Annotated in this window: 19 protein-coding genes; 1 reads left to right on the plus strand and 18 read right to left on the minus strand. The window is 39.1% G+C overall.

What is annotated here, in order from left to right; genetic code table 11:
- Positions 1-48: 48 nt before the first annotated feature.
- Both AA0X71_RS14625 and AA0X71_RS14630 read right to left on the minus strand, forming a co-directional pair.
- Positions 49-1,722, minus strand: coding sequence for a DAK2 domain-containing protein (locus AA0X71_RS14625; protein WP_413356041.1), 1,674 nt, complete (start codon positions 1,720-1,722; stop codon positions 49-51).
- 15 nt (positions 1,723-1,737) lie between these two features.
- Positions 1,738-2,100 (minus strand): Asp23/Gls24 family envelope stress response protein, encoded by a 363-nt coding sequence (locus AA0X71_RS14630; RefSeq protein ID WP_019152826.1) that lies wholly within the window; start codon positions 2,098-2,100, stop codon positions 1,738-1,740.
- A 446-nt stretch (positions 2,101-2,546) separates the two neighbouring features.
- Here AA0X71_RS14630 and rpmB point away from each other — a divergent pair, with 446 nt between their 5' ends.
- Positions 2,547-2,735: a 50S ribosomal protein L28 gene (gene rpmB, locus AA0X71_RS14635; protein WP_019152827.1), complete on the plus strand. Its 189-nt coding sequence runs from the start codon at positions 2,547-2,549 to the stop codon at positions 2,733-2,735.
- A 169-nt stretch (positions 2,736-2,904) separates the two neighbouring features.
- Here the strand turns inward: rpmB and spoVM are convergent, their stop codons facing one another.
- From spoVM to AA0X71_RS14715, 16 genes are all read right to left on the minus strand, one after another.
- A complete protein-coding gene (gene spoVM / locus AA0X71_RS14640; protein WP_017551496.1) occupies positions 2,905-2,985 on the minus strand; it encodes a stage V sporulation protein SpoVM in 81 nt (26 codons plus the stop codon).
- An 81-nt stretch (positions 2,986-3,066) separates the two neighbouring features.
- Complete coding sequence (locus AA0X71_RS14645) at positions 3,067-3,711, minus strand: thiamine diphosphokinase (protein ID WP_413356042.1); 645 nt, start codon at positions 3,709-3,711, stop codon at positions 3,067-3,069.
- 107 nt (positions 3,712-3,818) lie between these two features.
- The gene (gene rpe, locus AA0X71_RS14650; protein WP_413356043.1) at positions 3,819-4,463 is read right to left on the minus strand and encodes a ribulose-phosphate 3-epimerase; all 645 of its coding nucleotides are present in this window, start codon (positions 4,461-4,463) and stop codon (positions 3,819-3,821) included.
- Positions 4,464-4,465: 2 nt separating this feature from the next.
- Entirely contained in the window at positions 4,466-5,350 is an 885-nt protein-coding gene (rsgA, locus tag AA0X71_RS14655; RefSeq protein WP_413356044.1) for a ribosome small subunit-dependent GTPase A, read from the minus strand.
- A gap of 96 nt (positions 5,351-5,446) precedes the next feature.
- Positions 5,447-7,447, minus strand: a complete 2,001-nt coding sequence (gene pknB / locus AA0X71_RS14660; protein WP_413356045.1) for a Stk1 family PASTA domain-containing Ser/Thr kinase — start codon at positions 7,445-7,447, stop codon at positions 5,447-5,449.
- Between the two features lie 5 nt (positions 7,448-7,452).
- Complete coding sequence (locus tag AA0X71_RS14665; RefSeq protein ID WP_413362609.1) at positions 7,453-8,202, minus strand: Stp1/IreP family PP2C-type Ser/Thr phosphatase; 750 nt, start codon at positions 8,200-8,202, stop codon at positions 7,453-7,455.
- Between the two features lie 8 nt (positions 8,203-8,210).
- Positions 8,211-9,296: a 23S rRNA (adenine(2503)-C(2))-methyltransferase RlmN gene (gene rlmN, locus AA0X71_RS14670; RefSeq protein ID WP_413356046.1), complete on the minus strand. Its 1,086-nt coding sequence runs from the start codon at positions 9,294-9,296 to the stop codon at positions 8,211-8,213.
- A gap of 75 nt (positions 9,297-9,371) precedes the next feature.
- Positions 9,372-10,715: a 16S rRNA (cytosine(967)-C(5))-methyltransferase RsmB gene (rsmB, locus tag AA0X71_RS14675; protein ID WP_413356047.1), complete on the minus strand. Its 1,344-nt coding sequence runs from the start codon at positions 10,713-10,715 to the stop codon at positions 9,372-9,374.
- A gap of 1 nt (position 10,716) precedes the next feature.
- On the minus strand, positions 10,717-11,655 hold the full coding sequence (gene fmt / locus AA0X71_RS14680; protein WP_413356048.1) for a methionyl-tRNA formyltransferase: 939 nt from the start codon (positions 11,653-11,655) through the stop codon (positions 10,717-10,719).
- Positions 11,648-12,136 carry a peptide deformylase gene (gene def, locus AA0X71_RS14685; RefSeq protein ID WP_019152836.1) on the minus strand — a complete coding sequence of 163 codons (489 nt, stop codon included), beginning with the start codon at positions 12,134-12,136 and terminating at the stop codon, positions 11,648-11,650. Before def ends, fmt begins: the two co-directional genes overlap by 8 nt.
- A 53-nt stretch (positions 12,137-12,189) precedes the next feature.
- A complete protein-coding gene (gene priA / locus AA0X71_RS14690; RefSeq protein ID WP_413362611.1) occupies positions 12,190-14,592 on the minus strand; it encodes a primosomal protein N' in 2,403 nt (800 codons plus the stop codon).
- Positions 14,589-15,797 carry a bifunctional phosphopantothenoylcysteine decarboxylase/phosphopantothenate--cysteine ligase CoaBC gene (gene coaBC, locus AA0X71_RS14695; protein ID WP_413356049.1) on the minus strand — a complete coding sequence of 403 codons (1,209 nt, stop codon included), beginning with the start codon at positions 15,795-15,797 and terminating at the stop codon, positions 14,589-14,591. The genes priA and coaBC overlap by 4 nt, the downstream gene beginning before the upstream one ends.
- A gap of 167 nt (positions 15,798-15,964) precedes the next feature.
- Entirely contained in the window at positions 15,965-16,186 is a 222-nt protein-coding gene (rpoZ, locus tag AA0X71_RS14700; RefSeq protein ID WP_413356050.1) for a DNA-directed RNA polymerase subunit omega, read from the minus strand.
- A 1-nt stretch (position 16,187) separates the two neighbouring features.
- Positions 16,188-16,802: a guanylate kinase gene (gmk, locus tag AA0X71_RS14705; RefSeq protein WP_413356051.1), complete on the minus strand. Its 615-nt coding sequence runs from the start codon at positions 16,800-16,802 to the stop codon at positions 16,188-16,190.
- Positions 16,803-16,811: 9 nt separating this feature from the next.
- Positions 16,812-17,075 (minus strand): extracellular matrix/biofilm regulator RemA, encoded by a 264-nt coding sequence (remA, locus tag AA0X71_RS14710; protein WP_095307958.1) that lies wholly within the window; start codon positions 17,073-17,075, stop codon positions 16,812-16,814.
- Positions 17,076-17,135: 60 nt separating this feature from the next.
- On the minus strand, positions 17,136-18,011 hold the full coding sequence (locus AA0X71_RS14715; protein WP_413356052.1) for a YicC/YloC family endoribonuclease: 876 nt from the start codon (positions 18,009-18,011) through the stop codon (positions 17,136-17,138).
- Between the last annotated feature and the right edge of the window lie 49 nt (positions 18,012-18,060).

An 18,060-nucleotide genomic window follows, 5' to 3' on the forward strand; every position in this document is an offset into this window, starting at 1 on the left:
CTATTTTAGCCATGCTTTTTGTAGGTTATCATTTAGAAGGTTATGGACTTACTCGATGGAGAAAATAAATGCATATAATGGCTGTTTCCCATCATGCACTTCAATTTCAACATCTTCAAATTGTTGCTCAACAAATTCAATCACTGATTGAACATTTTCATCTGTCGCATCTTCACCTTTTAGAATCGTCAAGATCTCAGCATCTTCATCAAGCATATTTTTAAGTAGTTCAATAGCAGCTGCAGTTAGTTCCTTGTCCTTTAAGACAATTTTCCCATCAGCAATGCCCATGTAATCATCTTTTTCAATCTCTATGCCGTCAATATTCGTATCACGGACCGCATAAGTGATTTGTCCTGTTTTTACATGACTGAACGCTTCTGTCATACCTTCTTTATTGGCTTTGAGATCAGCAGTTGGGTTAAAAGCAAGAAGTGCAGCCAATCCTTGAGGAACGGTTTTCGTTGGAACAACGATGACATCTTCTTCAGAAACCTCTGCTGCTTGTTCTGCGGCCATAATAATGTTCTTATTATTTGGCATGATGATGACCTTTTCAGCATTGATCTCTTTAATTGCTTTTACAATGTCCTCTGTACTTGGATTCATTGTTTGGCCACCCTCAATGACAGCATGAGCACCAATACTTCTAAATAACTCAGCGATCCCACTTCCCATGGAGACGGTCACAATTCCATACTCAAGCTTTTCTGCACGTTTTGCAGGAGCTTCAGCACGGTGTTGTTCACCAACAATATTGGTATGCTGTTCACGCATATTTTCAATTTTCATGTTGATTAAGCTACCATATTTTTGTCCATAAGATAAACAGGTCCCTGGCTGCTCTGAGTGAATATGTACTTTAACAACGTTCTCATCAGCAATAACTAATAAAGAATCACCATATTTACTCAAATCCTGACGAAAATCTTCTTCCTCAAATGGATTTTGAGAGAGCTTTTCAGATTCAAATTTAACCATGAACTCTGTACAATAGCCAAATTCAATATCCTCTGTGTTAATATGCCCTTGAACATTCATATGATGTTCGGCACTAACAAGCTCATCCATGCTCGGCAATTCAGATGGATTTTCAGGTAATTGTTCACCTTTTAAGTTAGCTAAGAAACCTTCATAGACAAAGACTAGTCCTTGACCACCACTGTCTACTACTCCGACCTCTTTTAGAACTGGAAGTAAATCAGGTGTTCTTTTTAGCGATGCTTTCGCTTCTTTCACAACCTCTTCCATGATCTTGACGATATCATCGCTTTGATCTGCAACTTCTACTGCATGCTTAGCTGCATCCTTAGCTACTGTAAGAATGGTACCTTCAACAGGCTTCATAACTGCTTTATAAGCTGTTTGTACACCTGCTTCAAAAGCTTGAGCAAATTCAGTCGCATTAATTTCACTTTTTTGTTCAATAAACTTTGAGAATCCACGAAATAATTGGGAAAGGATAACCCCAGAGTTACCACGTGCTCCCATTAGGAGACCTTTCGATAAAGCAAGACCAACACGTCCGATATGGTCCTGAACATTATTTCTAACTTCCTTTGCACCAGAAGTCATCGATAAGTTCATATTCGTTCCAGTATCTCCATCTGGAACTGGAAAAACGTTTAACGCATCCACATATTTAGCATTTGTGGACAAATGATTCGCCCCAACGGCGACCATTTCTGCAAAACGTTTTCCGTCTAAAGTTTTCATAGACACTAAACTTCCTCCTCACTACGGGTTCGTAACACGAACGCCTTGAACAAATATATTTACCGATTCCACACTAAGTCCGACCGTTTTGTCCAACGTATATCGTACTTTAGATTGAACATTGTGCGCTACTTCGGAAATTTTCGTTCCATAACTTACGATAATATACATATCAATATGCACATCATCATTTTCTTGGCGAACGATGACACCACGTGTGAAATTTTCCCTACGTAGTATGTCAGTTAATCCATCTTTAATTTGATGTTTTGACGCCATTCCTACTATACCATAACAGTCAACTGCTGCTCCACCTGCAATTGTAGCAATTACATCATTTGAAATATCAATTTGTCCGTAGTTCGTTTTCAATTCAATGGACACAGGTCTTCCCCCTTTGGAAATTACTCCGTTTTGAATGACGATCCATTTATGGAAGCCATCCAACTGAGTTGATCTTCATAATGTACTATACCCTTAAAAAGCATTACTTGAACAATTATTATGAAATTATTTCAACTATAGCCATTTTACTATAATGATTTCAAATTTGAAAGTGCTACGAAGGAACACTACATGAAAAGAAGACTGGATCAAACCATCCATTTGCCATTATCCATTCACAAAACAATGCTGTCAAGGTAATTTTCTTGAAACTCTTCTATATCCCTATTGCAATCCGAATGTTTGTATGATAAATTATTAAAGTATCTTTTAATGGTCGAAAAATGTTTCTTAATTTTTCGCATTAAATTAAAAATGGCAAGATTCATTGCGCACAATGTATAGGTTGAAATGATACGCCTTTCATAGTAAGGGGGGAAATAAATATGCCACGTCAATGTGTAATCACTGGTAAAAAAACAACTTCAGGTAATGCACGTTCTCACGCTATGAACGCGAACAAGCGTACATGGGGTGCAAACCTTCAAAAAGTACGTATTCTTGTTAACGGTAAGCCTAAGCGTGTTTGGGTTTCTGCAAGAGCGCTTAAATCAGGTAAAGTTGAACGCGTATAAGTAAGATGAGAGCATCCTCATAGATGCTCTTTTCTTATGCCCTAAAATCCCTTACATCCATTAGTTAGTTTGTCCAATTTTATTTAATACATTGGATTTTTCTCAACAGGAAAAAACACCTCATTAAATTTATGAGGTGCACAAAGTTTACTCTCAAAATCGCTCTACATTAGCCCTTTTTGAACGTTCCCAACATGGCCCGGACGATGCCACCAAGAAATTTCGGAAGTTTAATTGTATAAAATTTCATCATGTCCCTCCTTACCATCTCACGCATACAGCATATACCTACGTAATGCCTTAACTATTATATTCTTACAAGTAAAATTAGTTAATCATTGCTCCTTACCACCAATAATATGCCTTTCGTAAAAGAAAAAGTACCATTATCATTAATAAGTTCATTACTAATACATAGTGTGGAAGTAAGCGGAATATGACGATCTTTTAATGGATATTTAAAACCTGTAAGCGTTAGACCTTCGACATCGCTAGAAAAGGGGATAAAAGAAATGAATTTTTTATTCGCATTCTTCTCTATTTGGTGAACTCCTGGTCCTTTCGCAAAAATAATATTTTGCTTATCAATGATTTCGATGTCACAACTTATATCGTTCAAAAAGGGTCTGATGATTAATTGAACATTGCCAAAAAAATGATCCAACCTTCCACCAGTCCCACCGAGAATGCGAATTTTATCTGGGTTCTGTTCTAAAGCCCAGCTCATCGCAAGTTCCATATCTGGTTCATCCTTTTCCGGCTTAAATGTTCTAATGTTTTTCACCTTCGAACGGATCACATCCCATTCTTGTTCTGTCACAGAGTCAAAATCACCAAAAGCGTAGTCTGGTTGGATTCCATTGTTTAAGAGGATTGTGACTCCTTTGTCAACTCCCACCCAAATACTATCCTTTGTCAACTCTGTAAGTTCTGGCAGATGCTCCACAGGACCACCTGCGACAATATTAATATTCATTCCTCCACCCTCTTAAAATGATTAATTGCCCTAATACCTTAGAAAATCTATGAAAAAAGCCAGCTTTTTGACAGCTGACTTTGACACTTTGGCTCTTTCGAAGTTTCTTATCCTCTTAATACTTCAATGGCAAGCTTTCGATCTTTTTCGTTATAGATTGCCGAACCTGCAACAAGGACATTTGCTCCAGCCTCCATACAGAGTTTGGCCGTTTCTTCGTTCACACCACCATCGACCTCTATCTCAGTCTTCAAGCCTCTAGCCTCAATGATTTCTTTCACTTCTTTAATTTTCGGAAGTACAGAATGGATGAACTTTTGTCCCCCAAAACCTGGATTAACCGTCATTAAGAGAACCATATCAACATCATCAATGATCGGCTTAATCATTTCAACAGAAGTAGCTGGATTCAAAACGACTCCCGCTTTAACCCCAAGTGATTTAATGTTTTGAATGGTGCGATGCAGATGCTTACAAGCTTCGACATGAACCGTGATAAAATCAGCTCCTGCTTTTGCAAATGCTTCTACATATTGATCAGGATTCTCGATCATGAGATGAACATCTAATGGAAGAGTTGTTACCGGTCTAATTGCCTCTACAATAAGAGGTCCAATTGTAATATTCGGTACAAAATGACCGTCCATCACATCGATATGGATATAGTCTGCGCCGCCTTGTTCCACATCCTTAATCTCTTCACCTAATTTGGAGAAATCAGCGGATAAAATTGAAGGTGCGATTTTTACCATTACTAATACCTCGGCTTTCTATCTTTGATTTCTTGCAGAAACTGCTTGTAATGCTCATACCGATATTTAGGAATATCGCTTGCTTCTACAGCTTCTTTGACCGCACATTTGGGCTCTTGCATATGCAAACAGCCTCTAAACTTACATGATTCACTTACTTTTTCAATCTCAGGAAAACAATAATTTAAATCTTCCATTTCGAGTTCCATAAATTCTAAGGAACTAAATCCAGGAGTGTCAGCTACCAATCCGGCACCAATCTCAATGAGCTCTACATGTCGAGTCGTATGCTTTCCACGTCCCAAATGGGAAGAGATCATATTCGTTTCGAGATCTAAATCTGGCTTCAATACATTAAGCAAAGAAGATTTCCCTACTCCAGATTGCCCTGCAAAGACTGAAATTTCATCCTCTAATAAGGGGAGAAGTTTTTCCACACCATCCTCTGTCACAGAGGATGTTAATAGAACATGATAGCCTGCACTTTCATAGTCTTTAACATAAGCCATAATGCGCTCCCGTTCCACTTCGTTAATTAAATCCATTTTAGATATACAAATAATCGGACGAATTCGATTAAATTCTATTAATACGAGAAAGCGATCCAATAAAGCTGTGCTAAAATCTGGCTCAACTGCAGAAAAAATCAAAATTGCTTGATCGACATTTGCGATCGGTGGGCGCACGAGTTCATTCTTCCGTTCTTTAATTTCGAGAATGTATCCTTCTGTGTCATTATCAGCTTGGAATACTACTTCATCCCCGACAAGTGGAGTTATCTTTTTCTTTCGAAAAACACCTCGTCCCCTGCATTGAACAATTCTTTTATCATTCGTTAAAACATAATAAAACCCGGCTAACGCTTTAATAATTTTGCCCTCAGGCATATATACACTCCTTTTGAAAGTATTCTTAAAGAAAAGGGAGATTTACTCCCTCTTCTTTAAGAAATACAAAGCGAAGTACAGAGGAAGAAATCTTTATTAATCCTCTGGATATGGAACTGTTTTGTCAATAATAACCCGACCATCAACAATGACTTTATAGCCCGCTTTTCGATCATGGGCAACCTTCAAGGTAATCTTAATCGTTCGAGGTTCCATAATTTCAAACGTATCGTATGGTACCGTACTGCTATTTATCATATCTTCAACAAAGATTTGTACGGTCTGCGGAGTATCTTCTTCAGTAGGTTCATAAGGGATGGCTACTTCTTCGATAACATCCTTCGGTGGGATTTCCTCTTTCCCTTTCGAAATCGTTACGGAAACTTTCTCTCCCTTTTTCAATTCTGTACCTGCTTTCGGCTCTTGGGAGATGACCAATCCTTTATCCACTGAATCATGAAATTCTTCTTTTGCAATGTCTACAAACAGCCCGACAGAAGCAGCATATTCCTCCAAGCCTTTGGCATTATAACCTGATAAGTCCTTCAATTGAACGATTTCTGGACCTTTACTTACAGTAAATTCAAGAACCGTATCCTCTGGAATAACTAAATCCCCTGGGGTATAGGATTGATTGATAATGACACCAGCAGGTACTTCATCATCATTTACTTCGTTCTTTACGATATCCTTGAATTTTCGCTCCCTGTTGTCTAATAGCTGATAAACGTCTTCAAAACTACGTCCTGTATAGTCCAATAACTCTACTTTTTCTTTTCCAGTACTCACATAAAGATCAATTGACGTACCTTCTTTATGTAATTGACCAGCTTTAGGATCAGTTCTAATCACATGTCCTTCTTCAATTTCTTCATCTGGAAGTTCATTAGTATCACCAATCACAAACCCTAACCCCACTAACTCTTCAATCGCCTCTTCCAATTCCATCGTTGCTACATCTGGTACTTCGACCTCATCAGGTGCCAACAGGTCTGGTAAGATCGTCACAACCGAAACAGCCAGTATAATAAGGACTACGAAAACAGAAACTAGAACGATAGGCCATTTCTTCCGTTTCTTTTTTTGCTTGTCTTTATTTTTCGCCTTCTTGTCCTTAGCCTCATTTTGTTGATCTGATGATTCAGGTTGAGCCGCTTCTTTTCCATGAACGAGCGTTTCGTCTAGATTTCCGTAAGTACGGTCATTCGTAATAACGGGAATCGCCTTTGTTGCATCATTATCTTCCGGAAGAATAAAACGTTCCTCATTCATTCTAGATGGGTCTAAAGCAGTTCTTAAATCATGCTCCATTTCTTCTGCACTATCATAGCGATGAAAAGGGTCTTTTGCAGTCGCCTTCAAGACAATGTTTTCAACGCTTTGTGGAATCGATGGATACCAACGGCGAATCGATGGTGTTTCTGATTGAAGATGCTTAAGGGCAATCGATACAGCAGATTCACCTGAAAATGGGAGTCTACCTGTTAATAATTCAAACATCACAATCCCAAGTGAATAAATATCGGATTTTTTGTTTGCCATTCCTCCACGTGCTTGTTCTGGTGACAGGTAGTGAACGGAACCTAGTACTGAATTTGTCTGCGTAATACTTGTCGCACTTAATGCCATTGCAATCCCAAAATCAGTTATCTTCACATTGCCTTCCCGATCAACTAAAATATTATGCGGTTTAACATCACGGTGCACAATATGATTTTGATGTGCATGGGAAATGGCCGAAGTAAGCTGCTGCATTATATCTAAAACGGTTTCGACTCTCACCGGAGAATGTTGTTGGATATATTGCTTTAATGTTTGCCCATCTACATATTCCATCACAATATAATAAATCGAATCTTCTTCCCCAACATCGTAAATGTTTACGATATTTGGATGAGCGAGGCTTGTCGCAGATTGGGCCTCACGATGAAAACGGCGAATAAATTCTTCATCATTGGAAAAGTCAAGACGGAGTACTTTCACGGCCACATCCCGATCTAGAATCATGTCATGAGCTAAATATACGTTAGCCATTCCTCCTCCGCCAATCATATCGAGGACCTTGTAGCGACCACTAATTCTTTTACCGATCAACATTCACATCACCCTCTTTCATGACCTTCGTCAAATTCTAAAATGACAAGGGTGATATTATCTTCTCCACCGTTTTCATTTGCTAGATTAAGTAATTTAGTCGCCTTTTCTTCTAGCGTCCCAGCGCCGCTTAAAATATGGCTCATCTCATCCTTTGAGACTTTATTAGAAAGTCCATCAGAACATAATAACAGATAATCTTCTTCCTCGAACATAATCGTTTTAATATCGATTTTTACCTCAAGCTCTGTTCCAAGGGCACGTAAAATGACATTTTTTCTTGGATGATGCTCAGCATCCTCTTCAGTAATTTGACCGGTGCGGACCAATTCATGAACCAATGTATGATCTTCGGTTAATTGCTTAAAACCACTCGTATTAAGTATGTAACTACGACTATCCCCAACATGCGCAACAGTCGTAAAAAGCTCTGTAACAATGACAGCCTCAATCGTTGTACCCATTCCATCACATTCAGGGTTGATCCTTGCATGCTCAAATATCTTGTTATTGACTTCTGTAATATTAGTCCTTAACCAACTTTCCGCTTGATCGGCTGTTTCAATTGCTTCACTCTGCTCCCACAATGCTTGTAGGGTCGTTACCGTCATTTCGCTAGCTACATCCCCAGCGCGATGACCGCCCATTCCGTCAGCAACAATAGCGAGGCGCTGACCATGCTTATTTTCAAACACCCCGCCATTATCTTCATTATTTTGGCGGACTCTCCCTTTGTCAGTCATGTAAATAGACTTCACTTTACCAGTCACCTCGTCTCCTCTTTTCGCTCCTTTGCACGTAGTTGTCCACATGCAGCATCAATATCATGCCCTTGTTCTCTTCTTATCGTTACGTTGACACCATGCTGCTTTAATGTTTTTTCAAATAAGAAAATTTGTTCCTTCGGAGTTCTCACATAATCTCTCTCAGGCACGTAATTAACAGGAATTAAGTTGACATGACACTTGATTCCTTTTATCAGTTTTGCAAGCTCTTCTGCATGCTCCACTTGGTCATTTACTCCACCAAAGAGACCATACTCAAAGCTAACTCTACGCCCTGTTTTATTAATATAATACTTAACAGCTTCCATTAAATCTGGGAGCTTATAAGCACGATTAATCGGCATTAATTTACTTCTGATCTCCGTATTTGGAGCATGAAGAGATATCGCAAAGTTAATTTGTAAATTTTCATCAGCAAATTTATAGATCTTGGGTATGATTCCACTTGTTGAAACCGTAATATGACGGGCACCAATATTTAAGCCTTTGTCATGATTGATAATCTTTAAGAATGACATCATGGAGTCAAAATTATCGAACGGTTCTCCAATTCCCATAATAACGACAGAGCTGACACGCTCATCTGTTTCATCTAGTGCTTGTTGTACCTTAACGACTTGGGAAACAATTTCTCCTGCTTCTAAATTCCTTTTTAAACCACCAAGGGTGGATGCGCAAAATGTACAACCAATTCTACAGCCTACTTGAGTAGTGACGCAAACGGAATTCCCATACTCATGTCTCATGAGGACGGTCTCAATCGAAAATCCGTCATGAAGCTCAAAGAGGAATTTAATCGTTCCATCGGTCGAAGTTTGCTGAATGAGCGTATTTAAAGTCGTAATCGTGAAATGCTCAGCAAGCTTTTCTCGTAAACCTTTTGAGAGATTGGTCATATCCTCAAATGTGGTAATTCTTTTTGTATAAAGCCAATCAAAAATTTGTTCCCCTCTAAATCCTTTTTCATTTCTTTCTACTAACCATTCTTTCAACTCATCTAATTGTAAGGAATATATGGATGGTTTCTGATCCGTTGTTTGTTTTTTCACTCTTGTTGTTTGTTCCATTTCCTACACCTTCTTTCTATGCCTATACATCAACATTGTTTCTGTTTATTGTCAACAATAAACGGTTATTTCAAATTAAGTCTTCTGAATTGCCGCAATATAAAATCCGTCCGAGCCAAAATCCTGCGGTAAAATTTGCAGCGTGAAATCATGACAAAGCGGTTGGATTGCTTCTGGAAGTCGTTCTTTTAGTCCGATATCTCCAATAAACTCTTTATTCTCACTCAAAAACTTTTCGACGACAGCACCATTCTCAGTTTCATCCACTGTACATGTACTATAAACAAGAATACCACCTTTTTTCAATAAAGGTGTGACAGATTTCAAAAGCTCCAACTGAATCCGTTGAAGTTGATCGACATCTGTTTCTTTTTTCGTGTATTTCATATCTGGTTTTCTTCTCATGACTCCGAATCCTGAGCAAGGTGCATCAAGGAGAATGCGATCAAAGCTTTCTTTTTGGAAATGCTCTCCCACTTTACGACTATCCAATGCTTTTGTCTCAATATTTGTTAATTCTAGACGACTTGCATTTTGAGCGATGAGCTTTACTTTATGTTCATGAAGGTCTAATGAAAAGACCTTGCCTGTTTGGTTAAGCTTTTCTGCAATATGAGTCGTTTTCCCCCCGGGAGCTGCGCAGGCATCCAGCACTTCTTCATTTTGTTGAACACCTAATGCATAAGCAACGATCATCGAACTTTCATCTTGAATCGTTAAAAGTCCGTCCTTAAAGACTTGTGAGTTAGCTAAATTTCCTTTTAAGCATCTGATGGCTTCAGGAATAACAGAACTTGCTTCAACTTGATAACCTTCCTCCTGAAGCATTTTGATACAAGTTTCCCGATTTGTTTTTGTCGTATTGATACGCGCTGTTTGGAGCGGTGCTGTTAAATTCATTTCACACATTTCTTTTGCGCGCTCATAGCCTAGTTGGTTGACCCATCTTTCCACTAACCATAACGGATGACTTGTGCTAATCGAGAGGCGTTCGTTTAAGTCACTGATCTCTTCCAGATTTGGAGCTCCCGCTCTTTGAATCGACCTTAATACTCCATTGACCTGACTTGCAATACCTTGATGACCGCGTCTTTTCGCAATTTCAACAGCCTCAAATATAGCAGCACGGTCGGGAATTTTATCTAGATAGACCATTTGATAAACGGTCAATCTCAATAATTGCCGAACCCATGACTCTAATTTACGAGCTTTTTTTAAAAAAGGTTGTAAGTAAAAGTCTAGTGTCATTCTTCGCTGTAATGTTCCATATACTAATTCGGTTAATAGTCCGATATCCTTAGGATTGATTTGATTTTTCTTGATCTCATTATTTAATAGAAGATTGCTGTAAGATTGATTTTTCTCAATCTGTTCTAAAATCCTCAGTGCACCTTCTCTTACATTGTTTTGCTGACTCATTCTATTCTCCTAATCTGTCTCCAACGGCTAGCTTCGCCCCTCTTAAAAAATCGCTAGCTTGCATTCGTTTTTTTCCGGATGGTTGGAGCTCGATGATTTTCACAGCTGTTTCATTACCTGTTGCGACAATGAATCCATCCTCTTCTATTGCGATGACCTCACCTGGTTGTTTCGTCGAAGAAGTACGATGTTTTTCAACCCACCAAATTTTCATAACGGCTCCAAAATGTGTCGTATACGCAACCGGCCATGGATTAAATCCTCTTACATGGTTATAAATAGCTTCTCCTGTTTTCGTCCAATCAATCTTCTCTTGCTCTCGTTTGATCGTATAAGCAAAGGTCGCTTCTTCTTCCTTTTGAGGAGTTGCCTTTAATTCCCCCTTCAAAAGCTTTGGTAAGGTTTCCGATAGTAGTTTTGCACCTGCCGCACTTAGTTTGTCATGCAATGTGCCAACCGTATCTGTTTCTGTAATTGGAACCTCTACTTGAGTTAGCATATCTCCAGCATCAAGTTTTTCTACCATATACATAATCGTAATCCCTGTCTTCTCTTTCCCTTGCACGATTGCATAATGCATGGGAGCGCCACCTCTTAATTCTGGTAATAGGGAAGCATGGACATTGATACAGCCAAACTTCGGGGCATCTAGTAATTCCTTCGGTAAAATTTGCCCAAATGCTGCGGTTACGATCAAATCAGGATGAAGTGCCAAAATGGGTTCTAATGCTTCCCTTTGGCGAATTTTTTCTGGCTGAAAAACAGGGATTCCATGTTTTTCAGCTTCAACTTTAACCGGTGGTGGAGTTAACACTTTTTTTCTTCCTACAGGACGATCTGGCTGTGTCACCACTCCAATCACTTCAAAGCCATCTTCAATAATTTGTTGTAAAACAGGAACAGAAAAATCTGGTGTTCCCATAAAAACGATTTTAGTCATTTTGCTCCACTTCCTCTAACTCTTCTTCTTCTAAATATCGACTAACTTTTGACGTAAATAAGATTCCATGCAGATGATCAATTTCATGCTGTATTGCACGAGCTAAATAGTCTTCTGCTTCAAATACGAACGGCTTGCCTTTACGATCAAGGGCTTTAACCTTTACGTAATAGGGTCTCGCAACTTCCCCATAAAGACCAGGAAAACTCAGGCACCCTTCCACGCCATTTTGTTCTCCAGATGTTTCAAGAATTTCTGGGTTAATCAGTTCAATTGTGCCTGTATCATCATCTATATCAACAATTGCGATTTGCTTGTTCACACCTATTTGCGGTGCAGCAAGTCCAACGCCATCAAATTCAATCATCGTTTCATACATATCATTCAATAACTTTGCTAATTTTTTATCAAATACCTTTACTGGCTCACATTCCTGCTCCAATATTTCAGCAGGATATGTCACAATGGCTTTTACAGTCAAATCATTTCCTCCATTAACGATTCATTTCTCGTAAAACTTTTTTAACAACCTGATTACATTAAAATATATGGATTTACATCAATCGAAATTTGCAAACCTTTTGAGACGATATCTTGTTGGTAATGCTCGAGCACCGTCTTTAATGTTTTGTTTAATTCTGGTTCACGTTTGTATTTTATCAAACATTGATAGCGATATCTATTTTTGATCCGGGAGATCGGTGAAGCAACAGGACCAAGGACATGAGATTCTCTCGAAAGCTTGGATTGGACGAACTTCGCAATCTTGTCTGTTGTAGAAGCTACCATTGCTACGTTTTCATGGGAAACCGTGATCAGGGCAATATAATAATAAGGTGGATATTGATGGGATTTACGAACCATCATTTCCCTTTCAAAAAAGCGATCAAAATTTTGCTCAGAAGCCAATTCAATACTATAATGCTCTGGCGTGTATGTCTGAATAATGACTTCTCCAGGCAGCTCATGCCTCCCTGCTCTTCCACTAACTTGTGTTAAAAGCTGAAAGGTTTTTTCGGAAGAACGAAAGTCTGGCAAATGCAACATTGTATCAGCAGAAAGAACACCGACCAGCGTAATATTGGGAAAGTCTAGACCCTTAGCAATCATTTGTGTACCAAGAAGGATATCAGCTTTTCCTTCTTCGAATTCAGTTAACAAACGTTCATGCGAACCCTTTCGACTCGTCGTATCTACATCCATTCTTATCACTCTTGCCTCTGGCAATACTTTTCCAAGCTCCTCTTCAACCTTCTGCGTCCCTGTTCCGAAATAACGTATATGCTCACTATTACATTCAGGACAGCGATGCGGAACAGAGGCTTCATAGCCGCAATAATGGCATTTCATTTGCTGATTAAAGCGGTGGTATGTAAGGGAAATATCACAATTCGGGCAATTGACAACATAGCCACAATCGCGACACATAACAAAAGAAGAGTGACCCCTTTTGTTTAAAAAGAGAACAATCTGTTGTTTTTTTTCAAGTCGCTCTTTCAGACCTTCGATCAAAGCTCTTGAAAACATAGAACGATTCCCATCTCTAAGCTCTTCTCTCATGTCGACGATTTGCACGGAAGGCAATGATTGATTATTCATTCTTTTAGGTAATGTTAATAGCTCATATACCCCTTTTTGCGCGCGGGCAAATGTTTCTAATGTCGGTGTTGCACTTCCTAAAATGACTGGACATTGATGATAAAGGGAACGTTCAATTGCCACATCTCTAGCATGATAACGCGGATTATCTTCCTGCTTATAACTCGTCTCATGCTCTTCATCAATAATAATAATCCCTAAATGTTCAAATGGTGCAAATATAGCCGATCTGGCCCCAACGACTACTTTTACTTCCTTACGTTCGATTCTCCGCCATTCATCATATTTTTCTCCTGAAGATAGCCCACTATGGAGAACAGCCACCGCATCGCCAAATCTCCCCTTGAATCTTTTCACCATTTGCGGTGTCAAAGAGATTTCAGGGACTAATACAATCGCTTCTTTGCCTTTCTCTAACACTCGCTGGATCGACTGCAAATAAATTTCCGTTTTTCCACTACCTGTTACACCATACAATAAAAAAACCTTTTGTAGCTCTTCTTCAATGGTAGCTAAAATAGGAGCGATGGCATTCTCTTGTTCATTCGTTAATGGGAAAGGGGCGGTTTTGGCAAATACTCGATCTTCGAATGGATCCCGATACACTTCGACGTCCTTTTCTTCTAAAATTCCCTTTTTAACAAGACTTTTAATCGTTTGAGAGGAAATATTAAGGAGTGTTTGAATTTGACGGAGTTCTATTGCTTCAGGCTTGTCGATAAAATGCTCAATGAGATGCCGTTGTTTTTCTGCAGTTGCCACTAAACTTTCTTTTGCATGTTGAAGCCCTTCCTTATCCAAAACAGGAGAAACATATTTTAACTTTTTTTTCTTCACGCGTTCCTTTACTTCATAAATAACCTCAACATTCCCCTTTGCCGCTTCCTTTTGCAAAGCACTTAGAAAACCAACAGCCTCACTCCACAATATCATGTCATCGTGTTGAAATAGCGGCTGTATTTTCGCCGGTAAGCTTTCAATTGGAGAAAGTCTTCTAATTTTTTTTTCATATTTTGCCTTTAAAGCTGCAGGGAGCATTACCTGAAAGGCAGAAATTTTATAAGAAAGGGTTTGAGCTGTTAACCAATCTCCGAGTTTCAGTAACTCTTGATTTAAGACAGGAGCTAGATCCATTGGTTCAACGATTTCTTTTAACTCCGCAAAGGATGAGTTCTCGCTTAACTCTACAACAAAGCCTTGGATCGTCCTTGGTCCAAATGGAACTACGACCCTCATCCCAGGTTTTATCACATCTTCTAAAGCCTCAGGAATTTTGTAATCAAAGGCACGATCCGTTTGTTTGGCTGGCACATCCACTATCACTTTAGCAATCATTATTTATCGTCACCCTTTAAGAATTGACTCGCTTCTATTAAAATTCTTCTCGCAACATCCTGTTTTGACATCATTGGAAGTTCTATGCTTGAACCATCTCGCTTATAAATGGTGACGATATTCGTGTCTGTTGCAAAACCTGCTCCCGACACCTTCACATTGTTCGCAACAATCATATCAGCATTTTTCTTTTCAAGCTTTGTCCGTGCATAATCCTCGACTCGGCTTGTTTCCGCCGCAAAGCCGATGAGAATTTGCTCTTTTTTCTCTTTTCCTAATTGCAGTAAAATATCTTTTGTCCTCTCTAATTCAAGGACTTCTTCCCCGTCTTTCTTCTTCACCTTTTCATCATAAGATATCTTTGGACGATAATCAGCGACTGCCGCTGTTTTAATGACGATGTCAGCTGAACCATATTCAGCCATCACTGCATGAAACATATCTTCCGCACTTTCAACTTGGATAACTTTAGCCCCTCTTGGTGGTTGTAAAGATACAGGTCCTGAAATTAAGACCACCTCTGCCCCTAAACGAATAGCTTGTTCTGCAAGGGCGTAGCCCATTTTTCCACTAGAGTGATTCGTAATAAATCGAACCGGATCAATTTTTTCTCGGGTTGGACCAGCAGTTACCACGATTTTTTTTCCACTCAGAATCACTGGTTGTGGCTGAAAATAGGCCTCTATTAATTCAACAATTCTCTCTGGTTCCTCCAGACGCCCCTTTCCAACATATCCGCACGCTAAGTAACCTTCACTTGGCTCAATAAATTGATAGCCAAAACTATGTAGCGTTTCGATGTTTTTTTTGACAGCAGGGTGCTCATACATATGGACATTCATTGCTGGAGCTACCCAAACTGGAGATGTCGTCGCTAAAAGTGTTGTCGAGATCATATTATCAGCGATACCATTGGCCATTTTTCCAATAATGTTGGCAGTAGCAGGGGCAATCAAGACTAAATCTGCCCAGTCTGCTAAATCGATATGAGCTATCACCTTTGAATCTTTTTCGTCAAAAGTATCTATGTATACGTCATTGCGTGATAACGCTTGAAAGGTCAATGGAGTCACGAACTTCACCGCTGAATCACTGAGAATTACCTTCACCTGTGCTCCCGCCTGTGTAAGCTTACTCGTTAAAGCCGCCGCTTTATATACTGCTATTCCGCCTGTTACACATAGCAAAACTTTTTTTCCATCTAACATGTATTGTTCCCCCTCAAAAACGCAATCTCTTTCTTCCATTATGCAAGAATTGTCGTTTTATTGCATCTTTTATAACCGAAATCGCTATAAAACCTTACAAGTGTTCGTATTACACATTTACCTTTGAAATAAAAAACAACCTATTTCTAGGTTGTCGTTCCAACAATTTATTCGTCTGAATAAGAGCCTTCGTGATTCACAATACGGAATGTCAGCTCATCCGCATGAATCTCTTCTAACGCCTTCCCAACTGGTTTATGGGAAACATACTTTGTTAAGTATGGCTGTGCATCTTGCGATAAACGACGAGCTCTTTTAGCAGCTACTGATACTAATGAGTACTTGGAATCGATTTTTGTTAATAGTGAGTCTATTGATGGGTATAACATATTAATTTACCTCCAGCATTCTTTTATATTTGGGCTCAACGCGCTCTCTACGGAGATGCTCAGCAATGACAATTGCTTTAATTTTCTCTACCGCGTTCTCTACTTTATCATTTTCTACGACATAATCATATAAATGCATCATTTCAATTTCTTCTTTAGCCGTATTCATGCGATTATTGATCACTTCCTCAGATTCAGTTCCTCGGGTGACAATGCGATTTTTTAACTCTGAAAGGCTTGGAGGGACTAGGAAAATAAACAAACCATCCGGAAATTTTTCTCGAACCTGCTTCGCACCCTCAACCTCAATTTCTAGAAAAACATCTTTTCCTCTATCTAATGTCTCTCTGACATAATCTACAGGTGTACCATAATAATTGCCAACAAACTCTGCATATTCAAGGAGCTTACCTTGCGTAATAAGCTCTTCAAATTCTTTTCTTGTCTTGAAGAAATAGTCGACACCATTCACTTCTCCATGTCTAGGTAAACGCGTGGTCATGGAGATGGAGTATTCAAACGCTGTGTCCTCTTGCGAAAAAATTTCCTTTCTAACGGTACCTTTCCCGACTCCAGAGGGTCCAGATAAGACAATTAATAACCCCTTTTCTTGCATGAAATGTACCTACCCTTCATCCATAATTTCATCACGGTCATTCAGACGGGCTGCTACCGTTTCGGGCTGAACCGCTGAAAGAATCACATGGTCACTATCCATCACAATAACTGCTCGAGTCCTTCTTCCATAAGTGGCATCAATGAGCACACCTCGGTCTCTCGCATCCTGAATAATTCTTTTTATCGGAGCTGACTCTGGACTAACTATTGAAATGATTCGGTTTGCAGAAACAATGTTTCCAAAGCCGATATTAATTAATTTGATTGACATGCTTCCCCTCCATAATTCAGTTATTTATTTTTACCTTGCTAGCCTATTTCTAAACTAGGACTATTCTATATTTTGAACTTGCTCTTTCATTTTTTCGAGCAAGCTTTTCATTTCGACCACTTCTCTAGCGATGCTAGAGTCATTTGCTTTTGAACCTATCGTGTTCACCTCACGATTCATTTCTTGGAGGAGAAAATCCAATTTACGTCCAATCGGTTCAGCTAATTTCGTGATTTTTTGAAATTGACTAATATGACTTTCTAATCTAGTCAATTCTTCATTTATATCTGCCTTATCTGCAAAAATGGCGATTTCATTGACCATTCTCGCTTCATCTATAAAACCATTGGTGAATTCTTCCATTCTCTTCTTCAATCTATCTGCATAGAGCTTGACAACTTTTGGAGCATGTTCTCTTAGGAGAGTGACTTTTTCACTTAAGACACTCAATTGTTTATGTACATCGCTTTCAAGGACCTTCCCTTCAATGATACGCATTTGCTTCAGTTGCAACGCTGCATTTTCGATTGCATCAAGTACAAGCTGTTCTAGTTCTGCGTTTCCTCCATGATCTTCATCAATCGAAATAAAGTCGTCTCTTTGGAGAATATCCTGTAAAGAAATTGAATTTGCAAACTCATACTTATCCTGAATCGCTTTAATCGATTGAACATATTGATCAAGTAGTTGCCAATCTACCACTACATTAGAAGATGAATGTCCCGTACCCTCAAGGGTAACAAATACTTCAATTCGGCCCCTCGTAACTTGCTCAGCAATTTTTTTCTTGATTTTGTCCTCGATCACTAATAGCTGTCTAGGCATTCGTATATTGAACTCTTGAAACCGATGATTAACAGCTTTTATTTCCACTGTCACAGAACATGTTTCGAGTTCTGCTTTACTACGGCCAAAGCCTGTCATGCTCACGATCATCGTAACACACCCAATTTTTGATATTGAATACATCTGTCTTCACTATAAA

Origin of the sequence: Robertmurraya phoenicis, from assembly GCF_047302285.1 — a bacterium.
Taxonomy (GTDB): domain Bacteria; phylum Bacillota; class Bacilli; order Bacillales; family Cytobacillaceae; genus Robertmurraya.